Origin of the sequence: Maribacter caenipelagi, assembly GCF_004364175.1 — a bacterium.
Classification (GTDB): Bacteria; Bacteroidota; Bacteroidia; order Flavobacteriales; family Flavobacteriaceae; genus Maribacter; species Maribacter caenipelagi.
On the sequence record NZ_SNZW01000020.1, the window covers coordinates 105,942 to 123,039 of the forward strand.

17 protein-coding genes are annotated in these 17,098 nt (G+C 35.6%); 12 read left to right on the top strand and 5 right to left on the bottom strand.

The genetic code is table 11. From position 1 onward, the window contains the following. Positions 1-13 precede the first annotated feature (13 nt). A complete protein-coding gene (locus DFQ03_RS18425) occupies positions 14-2,104 on the top strand; it encodes a DUF5723 family protein (RefSeq protein WP_133674702.1) in 2,091 nt (696 codons plus the stop codon). Between the two features lie 62 nt (positions 2,105-2,166). On the opposite strand, the gene DFQ03_RS18430 is transcribed toward DFQ03_RS18425, so the two are convergent. Together DFQ03_RS18430 and DFQ03_RS18435 are read right to left on the bottom strand one after the other, a co-directional pair. Further along, positions 2,167-2,607 (bottom strand): hypothetical protein, encoded by a 441-nt coding sequence (locus DFQ03_RS18430; RefSeq protein WP_133674703.1) that lies wholly within the window; start codon positions 2,605-2,607, stop codon positions 2,167-2,169. Between the two features lie 188 nt (positions 2,608-2,795). Then, positions 2,796-3,608 (bottom strand): hypothetical protein, encoded by an 813-nt coding sequence (locus tag DFQ03_RS18435; RefSeq protein WP_133674704.1) that lies wholly within the window; start codon positions 3,606-3,608, stop codon positions 2,796-2,798. A gap of 107 nt (positions 3,609-3,715) precedes the next feature. Here DFQ03_RS18435 and rsgA point away from each other — a divergent pair, with 107 nt between their 5' ends. From rsgA to DFQ03_RS18485, 10 genes are all read left to right on the top strand, one after another. Further along, complete coding sequence (gene rsgA, locus DFQ03_RS18440; RefSeq protein ID WP_133674705.1) at positions 3,716-4,669, top strand: ribosome small subunit-dependent GTPase A; 954 nt, start codon at positions 3,716-3,718, stop codon at positions 4,667-4,669. Then, complete coding sequence (gene dtd, locus DFQ03_RS18445) at positions 4,666-5,118, top strand: D-aminoacyl-tRNA deacylase (RefSeq protein WP_133674706.1); 453 nt, start codon at positions 4,666-4,668, stop codon at positions 5,116-5,118. The genes rsgA and dtd overlap by 4 nt, the downstream gene beginning before the upstream one ends. After that, on the top strand, positions 5,118-5,444 hold the full coding sequence (locus tag DFQ03_RS18450; protein ID WP_133674707.1) for a nucleotide pyrophosphohydrolase: 327 nt from the start codon (positions 5,118-5,120) through the stop codon (positions 5,442-5,444). Before dtd ends, DFQ03_RS18450 begins: the two co-directional genes overlap by 1 nt. Before the next feature lie 37 nt (positions 5,445-5,481). Beyond that, positions 5,482-6,711: a 3-phosphoshikimate 1-carboxyvinyltransferase gene (locus DFQ03_RS18455; protein ID WP_133674708.1), complete on the top strand. Its 1,230-nt coding sequence runs from the start codon at positions 5,482-5,484 to the stop codon at positions 6,709-6,711. A gap of 79 nt (positions 6,712-6,790) precedes the next feature. After that, entirely contained in the window at positions 6,791-7,840 is a 1,050-nt protein-coding gene (gene queA, locus DFQ03_RS18460; RefSeq protein WP_133674709.1) for a tRNA preQ1(34) S-adenosylmethionine ribosyltransferase-isomerase QueA, read from the top strand. Positions 7,841-7,946: 106 nt separating this feature from the next. Beyond that, positions 7,947-8,990: a 23S rRNA (adenine(2503)-C(2))-methyltransferase RlmN gene (rlmN, locus tag DFQ03_RS18465; protein ID WP_133674710.1), complete on the top strand. Its 1,044-nt coding sequence runs from the start codon at positions 7,947-7,949 to the stop codon at positions 8,988-8,990. Between the two features lie 467 nt (positions 8,991-9,457). Next, positions 9,458-10,435 carry a polyprenyl synthetase family protein gene (locus DFQ03_RS18470; protein WP_133674711.1) on the top strand — a complete coding sequence of 326 codons (978 nt, stop codon included), beginning with the start codon at positions 9,458-9,460 and terminating at the stop codon, positions 10,433-10,435. A gap of 144 nt (positions 10,436-10,579) precedes the next feature. Then, on the top strand, positions 10,580-11,143 hold the full coding sequence (locus DFQ03_RS18475; protein WP_133674712.1) for an RNA polymerase sigma factor: 564 nt from the start codon (positions 10,580-10,582) through the stop codon (positions 11,141-11,143). Next, on the top strand, positions 11,130-11,876 hold the full coding sequence (locus tag DFQ03_RS18480; protein ID WP_133674713.1) for a hypothetical protein: 747 nt from the start codon (positions 11,130-11,132) through the stop codon (positions 11,874-11,876). The genes DFQ03_RS18475 and DFQ03_RS18480 overlap by 14 nt, the downstream gene beginning before the upstream one ends. A gap of 89 nt (positions 11,877-11,965) precedes the next feature. Continuing rightward, on the top strand, positions 11,966-13,039 hold the full coding sequence (locus DFQ03_RS18485; protein ID WP_133674714.1) for a hypothetical protein: 1,074 nt from the start codon (positions 11,966-11,968) through the stop codon (positions 13,037-13,039). A 58-nt stretch (positions 13,040-13,097) separates the two neighbouring features. Here the strand turns inward: DFQ03_RS18485 and DFQ03_RS18490 are convergent, their stop codons facing one another. Next, on the bottom strand, positions 13,098-13,349 hold the full coding sequence (locus DFQ03_RS18490) for a zinc-ribbon domain-containing protein (RefSeq protein ID WP_133674715.1): 252 nt from the start codon (positions 13,347-13,349) through the stop codon (positions 13,098-13,100). 68 nt (positions 13,350-13,417) lie between these two features. Between DFQ03_RS18490 and dnaG the strand changes: the two genes are divergently transcribed. Next, complete coding sequence (gene dnaG, locus DFQ03_RS18495; RefSeq protein ID WP_133674716.1) at positions 13,418-15,409, top strand: DNA primase; 1,992 nt, start codon at positions 13,418-13,420, stop codon at positions 15,407-15,409. A 73-nt stretch (positions 15,410-15,482) separates the two neighbouring features. On the opposite strand, the gene DFQ03_RS18500 is transcribed toward dnaG, so the two are convergent. Together DFQ03_RS18500 and nadE are read right to left on the bottom strand one after the other, a co-directional pair. Beyond that, the gene (locus DFQ03_RS18500) at positions 15,483-16,112 is read right to left on the bottom strand and encodes a response regulator (RefSeq protein WP_133674717.1); all 630 of its coding nucleotides are present in this window, start codon (positions 16,110-16,112) and stop codon (positions 15,483-15,485) included. A 165-nt stretch (positions 16,113-16,277) separates the two neighbouring features. Beyond that, positions 16,278-17,066 (bottom strand): NAD(+) synthase, encoded by a 789-nt coding sequence (gene nadE, locus DFQ03_RS18505; protein ID WP_133674718.1) that lies wholly within the window; start codon positions 17,064-17,066, stop codon positions 16,278-16,280. Positions 17,067-17,098 lie beyond the last annotated feature (32 nt).

Genomic DNA, 17,098 nt, shown 5'->3' on the forward strand with positions numbered 1-17,098 from the left:
CCAAACCCAAAGTATGAAAAAAGTAGTATTAGTTGCCATCATGTTGGTAGCATCACTATCAGCAAAAGCACAATCTTATATTGGCTATTTAACCGATAATTATAGTGGGGTAAACGGAGTCATTTCTAACCCGGCAAATATCGCAGACTCGCGCTTTAAAACAGACATCAATTTAGTTGGTGTAAGTGGTTTTCTTGCCAATGATTATGTAGGTGTCGGTTATTCAGATTTAGTGTCAAGTGATTTTGATTTTGATAGAGATGCGAACCTAATGTTGACAAGCAACAATAATTTTTCTGGTAACGTAGATATATTAGGTCCGTCATTTATGTTTAACGTAGGTAGAAAATCATCGATAGCGGTATTCACTAGGGCAAGAAGTTTTGTTACCGGTAATGAATTTAACGGCGAAAGTATTGATGATTTAGATGACAGCATTGATGAAAGTCAAGACTTTTTGGTAGATGAAGGAGATTTCTTTGCCGCTGGGCATGGCTGGGCAGAAGTAGGTATTACATACGCTCAAGAATTAATGAATAAAGAGGAGCATTTTTTAAAAGGGGGACTTTCGTTAAAATATTTAAAAGGTTTTGGTAATGCATATGTTACAGGTAGAAATGTTACTATTAATTATGATGCCGACGGTGCAACATTACCAAATAGTACTACAATTGGAACATTAGAATCTACGGGCGATTTAATTTATGGTCGTGCAGATGATTATGATGATGACAACTATGATTACGAAGTGCCAGATGCAAACGGATTCGGATTCGATTTAGGTTTTGTTTATGAGTGGAGACCTAATTACGAAGATTATGTGGTTACGGGCGCAGACGGTGAAAAAACTGTAATGAAAGACAAGAACAAGTACAAGCTTAAACTAGGCTTGTCTCTTACTGATATTGGGTCCGTTAAATATAGGGGTAGTTTAATTGATAATTACAATATCAACAACACCATTACCCAAGATGATTATGACAACATTGAAGATTCTGATGATTTACAGAATCTATATACGTTTACACAAGCTACAGAAGATATGAAAGCTGGTTTACCGACAGCACTTCATTTTAATGCAGATTGGAACATTAAGAACAATTTTTATTTGAATTTCAATACAGATGTATCTATGCGTTCTGCCGGTGAGAATAACCTTAGAACTGCAAATGTATTTTCTTTGACCCCTCGTTTTGAAAGCAAGTGGTTTAGCTTCTATTTACCGGTAAGTAGCTATCAATATAGCGGCTTGCAAGTAGGTGCTGGTTTACGTGCCGGACCATTATATATTGGTTCAGGATCATTGCTATCTACATTCACGAAAAATGAAATACAAGGTGCAGATATATATGCAGGTTTAAAAGTGCCGGTATATTACGGTCAGCCTAAAGATTCTGACGGCGATGGTATAACAAACAAAGAGGATGGTTGCCCAAAAAAAGCAGGTCCAATAGAAAATAATGGTTGCCCTTGGGGAGATACAGACGGAGATTCTGTTTTAGATAATGAAGATCAATGCAAAGATGAAGCAGGACCAGTAGAAAACAACGGTTGCCCATGGGTAGATACCGATGGTGATACTATAATGGATAACGAAGATCAGTGTATCGATGAAGCAGGACCAGTAGAGAATAATGGCTGCCCTTGGGCAGATTCTGATGGCGATTCTGTTTTGGACAAAGATGATGAGTGTCCGAATGAAATGGGAACTGTGGCAAACAAAGGTTGTCCAGAGCCTGTAGTTACCGCTGAGGTTCAAAAATCTTTGAACGAATATGCTAAAACTATTTTGTTCAATACAGGTAAATCAACACTAAAAGATGAGTCTACCCCAGTATTGGTAGATATTATCGGTATTTTGAACGAGTATCCTAATGCTAATTTTACCATAGAAGGTCATACCGATAGTATTGGTTCTGTAGCAACTAATCAGAAATTATCTGAATCTAGAGCGCAAGCGGTTTTACAATTTTTAATAGACGGTGGTATTTCGCCGGCAAGAATAACCGCAATAGGTTATGGAGAAAGTAAGCCAATTGCTACGAATATGTATAAGGACGGAAGACAGAAAAACAGACGCGTTGAGATTAACTTAGCGCAATAGTTTTAAGTTGTGTATAAAAAAAAGCCCGGTAAATACCGGGCTTTTTTTTGTTATAGCTTGTGTTACTTTTTGAATATATATCGTGTTATAAAAATACCTGAAGAGTCTCCTTTTCCGCCATCACTTTCTACAGCGCTTGTTACAAATGCAAGTTCCCAGCCTTCTGCTACCATCGCATTTATTTTAGAAGTTATTACGGCATCATTGGCTGCTATATTTTGAAAACGGATTCCACCGATATTAAAAAAGTTTAATAATTTAGTTTCATCAAAGTCTTTGACCCTGATTTCATCTCTTTTTGATTTATTTCGAGTTTTATCATCTTCGGTTTGTGTCGAAGTAAACTCTTCATAATTTTTGTCTTCATTACCGTCGATGATTCTTGATCTTCCTAAACCGCTCGATACAATTGATTCTACACTAGTAATAACTTTATACTGCTGAGCGCTTAAACTTACAGTCGTACAAACAAATAATAGGGTAAATAAGATACTTTTCATCATAATTTTGATTTTTAAAATTTTGGTTAATTTCATTGATAATGAACTATTAACAGTATAGTAGTTGTAAAATTGTATAAAATGTAACTAAACTTTAAAAAAATCACTTTTAGTAAAGTAGTATGATAGAATGAAGCATAAAAAAACCGATGCTTTTCACATCGGTTTTTTTATTTAATATGCTTTTGTTTCTATTGAATAGAGAAATCAAAAACAGATTGGTTCTCTCTACCTTGAGGTACTTGACCTTGGTAGATAAAGCAATACTCACCAGGCTCTAAAGAATCAGGAGTCACTTTGAATTTGTTACCTTCAATTTCCTCAATAGCAAAGTTAAGTGCATATTTAGGGTCAATACCACTACTACTAGTGATCCAGCTACTTTTTCCGGTAATAACCTCTCTAAGGTTCTTTTTTTCTTTAACTGTAAGTTTTACTAACACAAACTCGTTAGGGTTACTTGCCATTCTAAACCACCAGTTAAAGATGCCCGTATCGCCGCCTTGGTTGTTTTGCATGTTATCAACTTGTGTTACGCTAGGATCAAAAATGAAAGTGAATTCAGGTTGACTTTGACGAATAACGTTGTTAGATTGTGTTTTTGGTAATTGAGCTTTTTGCTTAGCGTTTATCAATCCAGAAACTAATTTCTGTGCAACTTGATTAGAGTTTGCTCCAGAAAATACACTTGGTTGAACTAATTTATCTTCACCACTAGCATCAGTATAATAAATTCCAGTTTTAGACATGGTATTTTGCTTAGACTTGTCCATGATTAAAGACAGCACTTCAGAAGAAACACCTGCATTTTTCATTTGCCCAAGCGCTGAAATAGAAGCATCGAACTTAACATCAGACGTATTTATTTTATCAATAATCATATAATCGTCAAAACCAAGTTCAACCATTTGCACAACTGATTCGTTCGTAATTGTTTCTTGGGCAGCCCCAAAAGTAAAAACTGATAAGGTTAGTATCAGTAATGATTTTTTAATGAATTTCATTTTCTAGAGTTTGGTTATTATTTACAATTATAGTTCTAATTCCAAATTTATATTAATTTTTATATTTAAAGCAGTTACTTTGTATAAAAGGAAGGTATTTTATATAGATGGTAGGAATTGTTTATAAATCTACGGGGAGTTGGTACACTGTTAAGGCAGAAAATGGTGATTTCTATGAATGTAGAATTAAAGGAAAGTTTAGAATAAAGGGAATAAAAAGTACTAACCCAGTTGCTGTTGGTGATAGCGTTCGCTTTGAGGTTGAGACAATTGGAGATGATACCATTGGTATTATCAATGAAATTGAAACCCGCAAAAACTATATTATACGTAAGTCTGTAAACCTTTCTAAACAGACACATATCATCGCTGCAAATTTAGATCAGGTTTTTTTATTGGTTACCTTAAATAATCCGCCGACCTATCCAGTTTTTATAGATCGTTTTTTAATAACTGCTGAAGCATACGAAATACCTGCAGTTTTACTTTTTAATAAAGTAGACACTTACGCTCCAGAAGAGTTAGATGAAATTAAATTCTTGGCAGCATTGTATCGTAATATCGGTTATACCTGTTTAGGTATTTCTGCAGTAACAGGTAAGAATGTAGATAAGGTCAAAGAAATGATGGTAGGTAAGACCTCTATGTTTTCTGGTCATTCTGGCGTAGGTAAATCGACACTGGTAAATGCCATAGAGCCTAATTTAGATATTAAGACAAAACAAATTTCCCAGCAGCATGCTCAAGGTCAGCATACCACCACGTTTGCAGAAATGTTCGATTTAAGTTTTAATGCTCGAATAATAGATACACCCGGTATAAAAGGATTCGGTATCGTAGATATGGAAAAGGAAGAGATTGGTAATTATTTTCCAGAGTTTTTTGAACTGAAACAGCACTGTAAGTTTAATAATTGTATTCATGTAGACGAGCCAAAATGTGCCGTAAAAGATGCCTTAGAAGCCGGCGATATTGCATGGAGTAGGTATAATAGCTATTTGCAGATGATAAAAGGCGAAGATGAGCATTATAGGGTAGATATACATGACGAGAAAAAATGAGAGCAGTACTACAGCGAGTTTCCAAAGCTAGTGTAACGGTCGAAGGAAAAAAGATAAGTGCCATTGAACAAGGAATTTTAATACTCATTGGCATTGAGAATGAAGATATGCAAGACGATATAGATTGGCTTACGAATAAAATAGTCAATCTACGTATTTTTAATGATGACGGCGGAGTAATGAATATGTCGCTTCTAGCTACAAAAGGCGATGCAATTGTGGTCAGTCAATTTACATTACATGCCAGTACAAAAAAAGGCAATCGCCCGTCATATATTAAAGCTGCAAGACCAGATGTAGCCATTCCTTTATATGAAGCTTTTATTGCCACTTTGGAATCTAAAATGGGTAAAAAAGTAGGTACAGGAGAATTTGGCGCAGATATGAAGGTAGAATTATTGAATGATGGTCCGGTTACAATATTAATTGATACTAAAAATAAAGATTGATGAACATCGAAAACGCACAGTTAGCAGTAGATAATTGGATCAAAGAACACGGCGTTCGTTATTTCAACGAGCTGACCAATATGGCGCAGTTAACAGAAGAAGTAGGCGAGGTCGCTAGAATTATTGCTAGACGCTATGGTGAGCAAAGCGAAAAAGAATCTGATAAGAACAAAGATTTAGGCGAAGAATTGGCAGATGTAATGTTTGTAGTATTGTGTTTGGCGAATCAGACAGGTATCGATTTACAACAAGCTTTTGATAAAAAGTTAGATTTAAAAACAAAGCGTGATCATGACCGTCATCACAGCAATAAAAAGTTGAAATAGGCGTATATTTGGCGTTCTATTTTTAAAACCATACGCTTTGAAAATTCACCTAACTGGTCCGTCAAATCATCAATTAAAAGATACCATAACTATAACAGGTTCTAAAAGTGAATCTAACCGTAGTTTATTATTAGCTGCATTATTCCCGGATATTAAAATAGAAAATATTTCAAACTCTGATGATGCCCAGGTTATGGCTGAAGGTTTGAAAATTTCAGATGGAACAGTAGATATACATCATGCCGGTACTGCAATGCGATTTTTGACTGGTTATTTCTCTTCTCAAGAAGGTAAAGATGTAATTCTTACCGGTTCTAAAAGAATGACTGAGAGACCAATTAAAATTCTTGTCGAAGCTTTGAGAACTTTAGGGGCAGAAATCTCGTATGTGCAAGACGAAGGCTATCCGCCTATAAAAATCAAAGGTCAACGTATCGTAAAAGATAAAGTTAGTCTGCCTGCAAATGTAAGTAGCCAATATATTTCTTCTTTATTATTAATTGCACCAAGTCTAGAAAACGGACTGGAATTAGAGTTAGTGGGCAAGATTACTTCGGTGCCATATATAAAAATGACCTTAGCGCTACTTGAAGAAATCGGGGTGGAAACTTCTTTTGAAGGTAATATGATTAAAGTGTCGTCGAAAGCAAAAGTAGCACCTACGACATTGGTTGTGGAGTCTGACTGGAGTTCAGCTTCTTATTTCTATGGTATTTGTGCACTTGCAGCCCCGGGTACAGAAATTACTTTATCTGCATATAAAAAGAAGAGCCTTCAGGGAGATAGTGTACTTGCTGATATTTATACCGCCTTCGGAGTTGAAACTAGCTTTGGTGAAAATAAAATCACCTTAAAAAAGACCGATAAAAAAGTATTGGCAGCCAATGAATTCGATTTAGCCAATGCGCCAGATATTGCACAAACTATTGCAGTTACTTGTTTCGGATTAGGCGTTGGTTGTCATTTAATAGGTTTACACACCTTAAAAATTAAAGAAACAGATCGTTTAGAAGCTTTACATACAGAGCTTTCTAAATTGGGGGCAAATATTTCTGTTACCGATAAGACACTTACTATTCTACCAACATCTGAAATTAACGCGGATATAGCTATAGATACGTATAACGATCATAGAATGGCAATGGCTTTTGCACCGTTGGCAATGAAAACTACCCTTTTTGTGAATGATGCAGAGGTGGTTTCGAAGTCATATCCAGATTTTTGGAACGACCTAAAACAACTAGATTTCAGCATAAAAGAATTATAATTAACGTTTTACTTGACAAGGCCTATCTGCAGATTGTATATTTGCAGCCGCAATTTGCTACAATAAATATAATAGCTACATGAAATTATCAAATTTTAGTTTTGAGCTTCCAGACGAATTATTGGCGGAGCATCCATCTGAAAATAGAGATGAGTCTAAATTAATGGTTATCCACAGAGAGACCGGAAAGATTGAGCACAAGATGTTCAAAGACATGATCGACTATTTTGATGAAGGTGATGTTATGGTTCTTAATAACACTAAAGTTTTTCCTGCCCGTTTATATGGTAACAAGGAAAAAACAGGTGCTCGTATCGAGGTTTTTCTTTTACGTGAGTTGAACGAAGAGCAACGTCTATGGGATGTTCTTGTAGATCCAGCCCGTAAAATACGTATTGGTAACAAGCTATACTTTGGTGATGATGAAACGTTGGTAGCTGAGGTTATCGATAACACTACTTCTAGAGGTAGAACATTACGTTTCTTATATGATGGTGCTTACTTAGATTTTAGAAGAAAATTAAGAGAGTTAGGTGAAACTCCTTTACCTAAGTACATTAAAAGAGATGTTGAGCCAGAAGATGAAGGTCGTTACCAGACTATTTATGCAAAGCACGAAGGTGCAGTTGCTGCTCCAACAGCTGGTCTTCACTTCTCTAAACACTTATTAAAGCGTTTAGAAATTAAAGGTGTTGATTTTGCCGAATTAACTTTACATGTTGGTTTGGGTACATTCAACCCAGTAGAGGTTGAGGATCTTTCTAAGCATAAAATGGATAGCGAAGAGCTATTTATTGATGAAAAAGCTACAGATATTGTGAACAATGCCAAGTTACAAAAACGTCGTATTTGTGCTGTAGGTACCACTGCAATGAGAGGTTTGGAAAGTGCGGTTTCATCTAAGCATACGTTGAATACATATGAAGGTTGGACGAATAAGTTCATTTTCCCTCCATATGACTTCAGTATCGCAAATGCAATGATTACCAATTTCCACTTACCAAAATCTACATTATTGATGATGGTATCTGCATTTATGGGTCATGATTTAATGAACAAAGCATATAAAGAAGCAATACTGGAAAACTATAAGTTCTATTCTTATGGAGATGCCATGTTGATTATATAAGTTCAAAAATATATCCTTTGTAAAAAGGACAAAATAATAAAATCCCGCTTTATCACATATTGAGAAAGCGGGATTTTTATCACCAGTAATACCTACCTTTAAAAAGATGGAAGAAATAAAGAAAAAAGATATTCGGGCACTAACGCGAGAGCAGCTTAGAGAATTCTTTGTTTCTAACGGTGACAAAGCTTTTCGTGGTAACCAAGTCTATGAGTGGTTATGGCAGAAAGCGGCTTATTCTTTTGATGTGATGACGAATCTATCAAAAGAAACTAGAGAAATGCTAGAGGCAAACTTTGTTATCAACCATATTAAGGTGGATCAAATGCAGCGTAGTAGCGATGGTACGATTAAAAATGCGGTTCGCTTGCATGACGATTTAATTGTGGAGTCGGTATTGATTCCGACAAAATCTAGAACCACTGCCTGTGTATCTAGTCAAGTTGGTTGCAGTTTAGACTGTAGGTTCTGTGCAACGTCTCGTTTGAAGCGTATGCGAAACTTGAATCCTGATGAAATTTATGATCAAGTAGTTGCTATAGACAACGAAAGCCGATTGTATTTCGAAAGACCATTGAGTAATATTGTTTTTATGGGGATGGGTGAGCCTTTAATGAACTACAACAATGTCTTAAAGGCAATTGATAAGATTACTTCTCCTGACGGATTGGGGATGTCTCCAAAGCGAATTACCGTGTCAACTTCCGGAGTGCCAAAATTAATTCGAAAAATGGCAGACGATGAGGTGAAATTTAAATTGGCAGTTTCTCTGCATTCCGCAGTTGATGAAATCAGAACTTCAATTATGCCTTTTAATGCCAAGTTTACTTTGAGCGATTTGCGTGAGTCTTTAGTGTATTGGTACGAGAAAACAAGAAGTAGAATTACCTATGAATATGTTGTTTGGGACGGAATCAATGATACCCAGAAAGATGTAGATGCCTTAGTAGAATTCTGTCGTTTTGCACCATCTAAAGTAAATTTAATAGAATATAACCCTATTGATGATGGCGAGTTCAAACAAGCCTCTAACGCAGCGATAGATCGCTACGTTAATACATTAGAGAAGAATAATATAGTAGTAACCGTTCGTCGTTCTAGAGGAAAGGATATTGATGCCGCATGCGGACAGTTGGCGAATAAATCGTGATTTTTGTATTAAGTAAAGAGTACAAAGTAATAAGTACGAGGTACGAAGTCTAAAGTTAGAAGAGAGAAAATAGAGTTTAGAAATTAGACTTGTTATGAAGTGTTGTATTTAGCAAAGCTAAGCTTAAGAAATACAAAGTATTAAGTAATACGAATTACTAGAGCAATTGCTAACATAATATCTTAGTATTTTATACTTATTACTAAAAAACGCGAAGCGTTAAAGCCAAAAGCCAAAAGCCAAAAGCCAAAAGCCAAAAGCCAAAAGCCAAAAGCCAAAAGCCAAAAGCCAAAAGCCAAAAGCCAAAAGCCAAAAGCCAAAAGTCAAAAGCATTTTTGAACTTGAGCTTGAGTTTTGAACTTGAACTTATTTTTTTCCAACAATCAATCCTTAAATACCATTATATCCTCTCCGCTTACTGTTAACTGCTAGCTTTTAACTAATTTTGGAATTCTAATACAGAGCAACTGAAAATAGTAGCACAAATAAAGGAACCTGTCTATCAGGAAATGGAGCTGTTCGAGTCTAAGTTTAGAGATTCAATGACCTCTAAGGTTGCGTTACTCAATAGAATCACTCATTATATCGTAAATCGAAAGGGGAAGCAAATGCGCCCTATGTTCGTTTTTCTAACGGCAAAAATGCTGAATAACGGCGAGGTGAACGAGCGTACGTATCGTGGCGCTTCGGTTATAGAATTAATACATACCGCAACATTGGTTCATGACGATGTCGTCGATGAAAGCAATAAACGCCGGGGATTCTTCTCCATAAATGCCCTTTGGAAAAATAAGATTGCCGTTTTGGTAGGTGATTATCTATTGTCTAAAGGTCTGCTACTTTCTATAGATAATGAAGATTTCGATTTACTTAAAATTATCTCTGTTGCCGTTCGTGAAATGAGCGAGGGCGAATTATTACAGATAGAAAAAGCAAGACGCCTTGATATTACCGAAGATGTATACTATGATATTATCAGACAAAAGACGGCAACGCTAATAGCTGCATGTTGTTCATTAGGAGCGTGTTCGGTAAAGCCAGAAAGTGCAGATGTAGAAATCTTCAGGAAATTCGGAGAGCTCTGCGGAATGGCATTTCAGATAAAAGATGACCTTTTTGATTATGGCGGACAGAAAATTGGTAAACCAACTGGTATTGATATCAAAGAGCAAAAGATGACTTTGCCGTTAATATATGCGCTAAACCACTGTACCAAAAAAGAGAAAAGCTGGGTAATCAATTCCGTAAAAAACCATAACAAGGATAAAAAACGTGTAAAAGAAGTCATTGCCTTTGTAAAAGATAAAGGCGGATTAGATTATGCTGTAACTAAAATGCTACAATATAAAGATGAAGCGTTAGAGCTTCTAAGTGCGTATCCTGATTCTGACTACAAAAGTGCTTTAGAGTTGATGGTAAATTACGTAGTGGATCGTAAAAAGTAAATCTGTAAAAAAAAATCCTTCTTTTTAATATTTTTAAATATCTGTTTTTCAGTGTTTTAAAAATTAATTTTATTTTTTGTTTATCTTCAGGCAACTATACCTACTTCTTCTGCGTCTATGCTAATAGAAGACCAAACCAATATTTTGAAAATTATACCTTTTTATAAAAACGAGAAGCAGCTCATTAAAAAAGCAACATCGGGTAATCGCGATGCACAAGAGCGTTTGTATAAAAAACATGCTCCAAAAATGTTGAGTGTCTGCCGTCAGTATATTAAGGATATTCATTTCGCGGAAGATGTAATGGTACAAGGTTTTCTAAAAATGTTCAATAAGTTAGATACGTTTAAGTTCGAAGGTAGTTTTGAAGGATGGTTAAGGCGTATAATGATTCGAGAAAGTATCTCTTATTTACGAAAGCAGCAGTTTGTGGTGTATGATGATGAGGTGTACGAGAAGAATCAGTCTGAAGAAGTTTCTCAGAGCACCGATTTAGATACCGAACACATTCAGCAGTTGATCGATGCTTTGCCACAAGGTTATAAAATGGTTTTTGTATTGTGTACCGTAGAAGGGTATAAACATAAAGAAATTGCAGAAATGCTTTCCATAACCGAAAGCACTTCAAAAACACAGTTATTAAAAGCCCGAAAATTGCTTCAAGACCAATTAAGGCAACAAAATATTATAGGGTATGGAAACCGATAAGTTTGAAAAACATATAAAAGCTAAGTTCCAAGAGCGGAAAATTCTTCCGTCAGAGAATGCATGGGCAAAAATAGCATCAGAATTAAATGATGATAAATCTAAAAAGAAACCGGTGTATTTATGGATGGGCGTTGCGGCAGGTATAGTGGTATTGGTTGGTATTGCACTGTTTTACTTTAATGGTAACGCCGTAAGCAATGAGTTGCCAACTGAAATTGTAGGCACGGAAAAGGAAAATAAATTAGAAGATGTTATTATAAAAGAGTCCATACCGTTTAAAAGTGAAGAAGAAGTGGTAGAGGCAACATCAGAAACTAAAACCAATGTAAAAGAGGTAAAAGTTGAAGAACCTATAGAACCAAAAATACAAGAGTCTAAAGTGCTGGATGATAAAATTGAAGTAACTGTAAATCAAGTGCCAACTAACGAAACTATTCAGAAATTGGTGCCTGATGAAATTATTGACTCTAAGGTGGCAGCTATAATAACGCAGGTAAGTGTTCTAGAACAAAACAGTACAGTGACCGATGCCGAGATAGATTCCTTGTTAAAACGGGCGCAAGACGAAATTTTAAGAGAGAAAATATTTAATAAAGATAAATCTGTTGATGCTATGGCTTTGTTGACAGAGGTTGAAGATGAACTTGATCAATCCTTCCGAGACCAAATTTTTGATTCCCTAAAAGCCGGTTTTATAAAAGTGCGTACTGCAGTGGCAGATCGCAATAATTAATCAAAGACAAATCGTTTTATCCTATATCTCTATACATTGCTATGGGGACAGGGAGCGGAGTTTTATTCATCAAAAAAATCAAAATCGAAATGAAAACAATTACAATGTATTTAATCTTGTTACTGACACTATTTATAGTGCAAAATTCGGTAGCGCAAGAAGATTATCAGAAGAGAATTGAAAACTTAAAAGAGCAAAAAGCTAAAATAACCCGACAAGAAAAAGAGGCTTTAAAATATGAAGTTGAAAACATTAATGAAAGACTTCAGAACGGAAGTATAACCGCAGACGAAGCAAATTTACAAAAGCAGGCAGCGGCAGAAAAAAGAGCTTTGAATATTGACAATAGGATTACCATCATAGAGAATCAAATTAATCTTTTGGAACGGAATGAGGGGAAGACATTGGTTTTAATTGAGTTTGATACGATTTCAGATAAAGGTCTCCGTTTGGGCGTAGATATCAATGGGAAACCTGCTGTGTTTTTTAAATCTAAAAATTGGAAAAGTGAAATACGATATGATAGAAGAACGTATTCAGATTTTGTGATGGCGGTAGGTCTAAATAATGCGATTTTAGAAGGACAGTCTCTTACCGATTCTCCATATAAAATAGGAGGTAGCAGATTTTTTGAAATGGGATGGCAATGGCGTACCCGAGTATTTAAGAAAACTAATTTCTTAAGGTTCAATTACGGATTCTCATTTCAGTTTAATGGTTTAAAACCTAAGAATAATCAGTATTTAGTTTCTTTGGATAATGGACAGTCCGAACTTCAAGAGTTCGATTATGAGTTAAATAAGTCTAAGTTTAGAATGGATAATCTTGTTTTTCCTATACATTTTGAATTTGGACCTTCTAAATTAAAAACTACAGAAAAAACAATCCGTTACTCATTAAGAAATCAGTTTAGAATTGGATTGGGTGGCTATGGCGGATTCAACTTAGGCACCCGTCAGAAATTAAAATATAGTCTAGATGGTGATAAAGTAAAAGATAAGTTTAAACGTAGCTATAACACCAATGATCTAATTTATGGTTTAAGTGCCTATGCCGGTGTAGATGGTGTTCTACTGTATGTAAAATATGATTTAAACCCTATATTTAAAGATGCCGCTGTAGATCAACATAATATTTCCCTAGGTCTTCGTTTCGACCTTTAATAACTTATTTATCCATCAAATTAGCTGTGGTGCCGTGTGTAAAAACCGGTTACTGCAGCTAATTAGTTGTTTTAAATAGTTCTCTTTTCATTTCTTCGGTGAACTCATCTTCATAATAACCACGTTTGCAGTGGTTACATTCTATTGTAGTATTACTGGAAATTTTAAATAGCTTGATCCAAAAGATATGAAAATAGTTCTTTTGGGAAATAGCTATTAAAGTCCCTTGTTGTTGGCAATACGGACATGTACTGTTAAAAAGTTTTTTAGTTTCGGGCTTTCCAGGTCTAGTACCAAAGAATAGAATCATAATGTGTACTTTTGAGGTTCTAATTTAACAAATTTATTTCCCTCCTTTGGAGGGATTAAGGGAGGATTATGATTTCAAAAATTACCATCGATAAAGTATATGAAACCGCTCGTTTAGAAGAGGTTATTGGTGATTTTGTACAGTTAAAGAAGTCAGGTTCGAATTTTAAAGGCTTGAGTCCGTTTACAGACGAACGATCTCCTAGTTTTATGGTATCTCCCGTAAAGCAGATTTGGAAAGATTTCAGTAGTGGAAAAGGAGGTAATGTTGTTGCATTTTTAATGGAGCATGAGCATTTTACCTATCCTGAGGCTATAAAGTATTTAGCGAAGAAATATAATATTGAAGTAGAGGAGACCGAACAATCTAACGAACAAAAAGAACAAGCTAGCGAACGTGAGAGCATGTACTTGGTGTCTGAATTTGCCCAAACGCATTTTAAAGAAATGTTGTGGGAGTCAGAATTAGGGAAGGCAATTGGCTTAAGTTATTTTAAAGAGCGTGGTTTTACAGATGAAACCATCAAGAAATTTGAGTTAGGGTATTGTTTGGATCAATGGGACGGATTTACCACGGCAGCTTTGGATAAAGGCTATAAACTAGAATATCTTGCAAAAACAGGATTGACCATAGTTAAGGAAGATCCCCATAATCCTAATGGCTCACGAAAATTTGACCGATTTAAAGGTAGGGTCATGTTTCCTATACATTCTTTAAGTGGTCGCGTACTTGGTTTTGGTGGGCGTATTTTAACGAACGATAAAAAGGCGGCCAAATATCTAAACTCCCCAGAAAGTGACATCTACCACAAGAGTAAGGTGTTGTACGGTATATACCATGCAAAACAATCAATAGCCAAAGAAGACAATTGTTATTTGGTAGAAGGGTATACCGATGTTATTCAATTTGCCCAACGTGGTATAGACAACGTAGTCTCTTCGAGTGGTACGGCTTTGACACCAGAGCAAATTAGGCTCATCAACAGATTGACCAAAAATATAACGGTATTATTTGATGGTGATGCAGCAGGTTTGCGAGCATCGCTGCGTGGTATAGATTTGATTTTGGAGCAAGGTATGAATGTACGTGTATGTACATTTCCAGAAGGTGAAGACCCAGACAGTTTTGCCAAGAATAATGAGTTAGAAGATGTCATGACCTATCTAAATGGCAATTCTAAAGATTTTATTCAGTTCAAGGCATCGCTTCTTGTAAAAGAGGCAAATAACGATCCAATAAAGAGAGCAGATACCGTTCGAGATATCGTGAACAGTATTGCTAAGATTCCCGATCGTATAAAGAAAGAAATCTACATTCAAGAATGCGCCCAAATCATGACTATATCTGAAGCGGTATTATTTAATACCTTGGCGCAGATAGAGAAGAAAGAAGAGAAGGATGTAAAAAACCAACCTAAAGAGGAGCAGAAAGCTTTTGATATAGTTCGTGGTAAAGAAGTAGATGATCAAAAGCAGGAGAAAGTTGATGTACAATATGTTTTAGAGCGAAAAATTATAGAATCGCTTATGCTGTATGGCAATCTTAAAGAGCAATTTGAAGATCTGGTATTGAAAGAAAATGAAGCAGGCGATTTAGTCTTGGAGCCAGAGTTGTCTGAGATTAAGGTATACGAGAAAATCTATTTGGACTTGCAAGAGGATGAAATAGAATTGGCCAATGAAGATTTTCGTAAAATGTATGCTAGATTGATTGAAGCCTTAAATGAAAAAGAAGAATTTTCAATTACCACTTTCGTTAATGGTCTAGAACAAGAAATGGCAAACCAGATTTCTTCTATTTTAATGGAAGAAGAGCGTTATATGTTACATGATTGGGAGCGTAAAGAGATTTTTCCGAAGAGTAAAGAAATAGGGGTGGCGCAGTTGGTAAGTGAGACCATACTTACCCTACGTTGTTTTTTGATTAAAAAGAGAATGAGCACTTTGCAAAATACTACAGAAGATTCAACTGCAGATAATAGAGAGGTACTAGAAGAAATTATGAACTACATTCAGTTGAACAAGTTGCTGAACAAGAAATTAAATCGAGTATTGTCTTAATATTGAGAATATTTAAAATAAAAAAAGACCCGCTAAAAGCGGGTCTTTTTTTATTTTATTCAGTTGTAGGAATTTAGTACAATTCTAGGGCTTTTGCCTGTTGCAATAAATCTACCATATTGTCTACATTTAATTTTTTCATTAAACGAGCTTTATAGGTACTAACTGTTTTTTCATTTAGGTTCAACCCTAACGCAACTTCTTTGTTACGTTTACCACTAGCTAAAAGTTTTAATACTTCTATTTCTCTAGTAGATAGTTTTCTAAAGAACCTTCTTGGTTTTTTAGTACCTTCATCGAAAGCAAGACGTTGTGCAAGTTCGTTCGTAATGAACATGCTACCTTCACTGACTTTAGTTACTGCTGCAGTAATATATTCTACACCAGATGATTTAGATAAATATCCGAAAGCACCAGCTCTAATGGCACTTAAGGCATAAACATCTTCAGATTGACCGCTGTACATAAGGACTTTTACGTCCGCGTAATCTTTTTTAATTCTGCGTAATGCCGCTATTCCATTAACATTAGGAATATCCATTTCTAGCATGACAACATCGGGGGTTGTGTCTTTAAGTTTTTCGAAAAGTTCTTCGGTAGTAGCTACCTCATCGATCAGTTCAAATCCCTCAGCGGATTCTAGAACCTTCCTAACTCCCATTCTAATGATAGGGTGGTTATCCGCTATTAAAACTTTAATCATTAATTATTTTTTTATATAGATTTCAGAACCTATTTTGTATGAAAAGACAACATGCAATGTAAGGCTTAAAATTCTAAATTCGAAGTCAAAGTTGCATTTTTTTATTATCAACGTATAATTTTCGAGTTTATTTTCGATTTAATACCTTGATTCTTAGTTGAGTTGTTATTTTAACTCTTTTGGTATCTCACAAACAGGTATAGGTAACATTTTATGTTGGTTCATGGTATTCAAACGCATAAAGATAGTGTAAACTTCCTTCTTTCTACCTTCGAAATCATCAACTGTTTTACCCTCGTCTTTCATGTTCATCGCCCATTCTAGTTCAGGGTAAGAGGCACCTAACTGATCTTCATCTGTTCTGTCATCGCCCCATAAACCATCAGTCGGTGCAGCATCGATAATCTCTTCGTTTATACCTAAAACCTTTGCAATGGCATATACTTCGGTCTTCATTAAATCTGCTATGGGGCTCAGATCTACACCGCCATCTCCATATTTGGTATAAAAACCTACTCCGAAATCCTCGACCTTATTACCTGTTCCTGCAACAAGGTAGCGTTCTAGCGCAGCAAAGTAATACAGACTGGTCATACGTAAACGAGCTCTTGTATTGGCTAAAGACATAAATCTGTCCTCTTCATTATCAACAGAAGGTAACGTAGCTACTAAACTATCGAACACCGGTGTAAGGTTTACCGGTTGTCTTTTTACGTTCGGAAAATTTTCCATTAACCAATCAATATGTCTAGATGCGCGATCACTTTGGTTCTCTGCTTGATGAATCGGCATCTCTAAACAAAGAAGATCTAATCCTGTTTTAGCGCATAGGGTTGAAGTAACTGCAGAATCTATTCCGCCAGATATACCAATGACAAAACCTTTTTGTTTTGCGTTCGTAGCATAATCCTTTAACCAATTAACAATGTGCTCAATTACCTTTTCCGTTTGCATACCGCTCCAATTATTTAGTAAAATCAATTAAC

Excerpts from the sequence above, each read along its gene's own strand:
- dtd (WP_133674706.1), top strand. The coding sequence starts at position 4,666 with ATGAGAGCAGTACTACAGCGAGTTTCCAAAGCTAGTGTAACGGTCGAA.
- DFQ03_RS18425 (WP_133674702.1), top strand. The coding sequence starts at position 14 with ATGAAAAAAGTAGTATTAGTTGCCATCATGTTGGTAGCATCACTATCA.
- DFQ03_RS18485 (WP_133674714.1), top strand. The coding sequence starts at position 11,966 with ATGAAAACAATTACAATGTATTTAATCTTGTTACTGACACTATTTATA.
- DFQ03_RS18435 (WP_133674704.1), bottom strand. The coding sequence starts at position 3,608 with ATGAAATTCATTAAAAAATCATTACTGATACTAACCTTATCAGTTTTT.
- nadE (WP_133674718.1), bottom strand. The coding sequence starts at position 17,066 with ATGCAAACGGAAAAGGTAATTGAGCACATTGTTAATTGGTTAAAGGAT.
- dnaG (WP_133674716.1), top strand. The coding sequence starts at position 13,418 with ATGATTTCAAAAATTACCATCGATAAAGTATATGAAACCGCTCGTTTA.
- DFQ03_RS18490 (WP_133674715.1), bottom strand. The coding sequence starts at position 13,349 with ATGATTCTATTCTTTGGTACTAGACCTGGAAAGCCCGAAACTAAAAAA.
- DFQ03_RS18450 (WP_133674707.1), top strand. The coding sequence starts at position 5,118 with ATGAACATCGAAAACGCACAGTTAGCAGTAGATAATTGGATCAAAGAA.
- rsgA (WP_133674705.1), top strand. The coding sequence starts at position 3,716 with ATGGTAGGAATTGTTTATAAATCTACGGGGAGTTGGTACACTGTTAAG.
- DFQ03_RS18430 (WP_133674703.1), bottom strand. The coding sequence starts at position 2,607 with ATGATGAAAAGTATCTTATTTACCCTATTATTTGTTTGTACGACTGTA.
- rlmN (WP_133674710.1), top strand. The coding sequence starts at position 7,947 with ATGGAAGAAATAAAGAAAAAAGATATTCGGGCACTAACGCGAGAGCAG.
- DFQ03_RS18500 (WP_133674717.1), bottom strand. The coding sequence starts at position 16,112 with ATGATTAAAGTTTTAATAGCGGATAACCACCCTATCATTAGAATGGGA.
- queA (WP_133674709.1), top strand. The coding sequence starts at position 6,791 with ATGAAATTATCAAATTTTAGTTTTGAGCTTCCAGACGAATTATTGGCG.
- DFQ03_RS18480 (WP_133674713.1), top strand. The coding sequence starts at position 11,130 with ATGGAAACCGATAAGTTTGAAAAACATATAAAAGCTAAGTTCCAAGAG.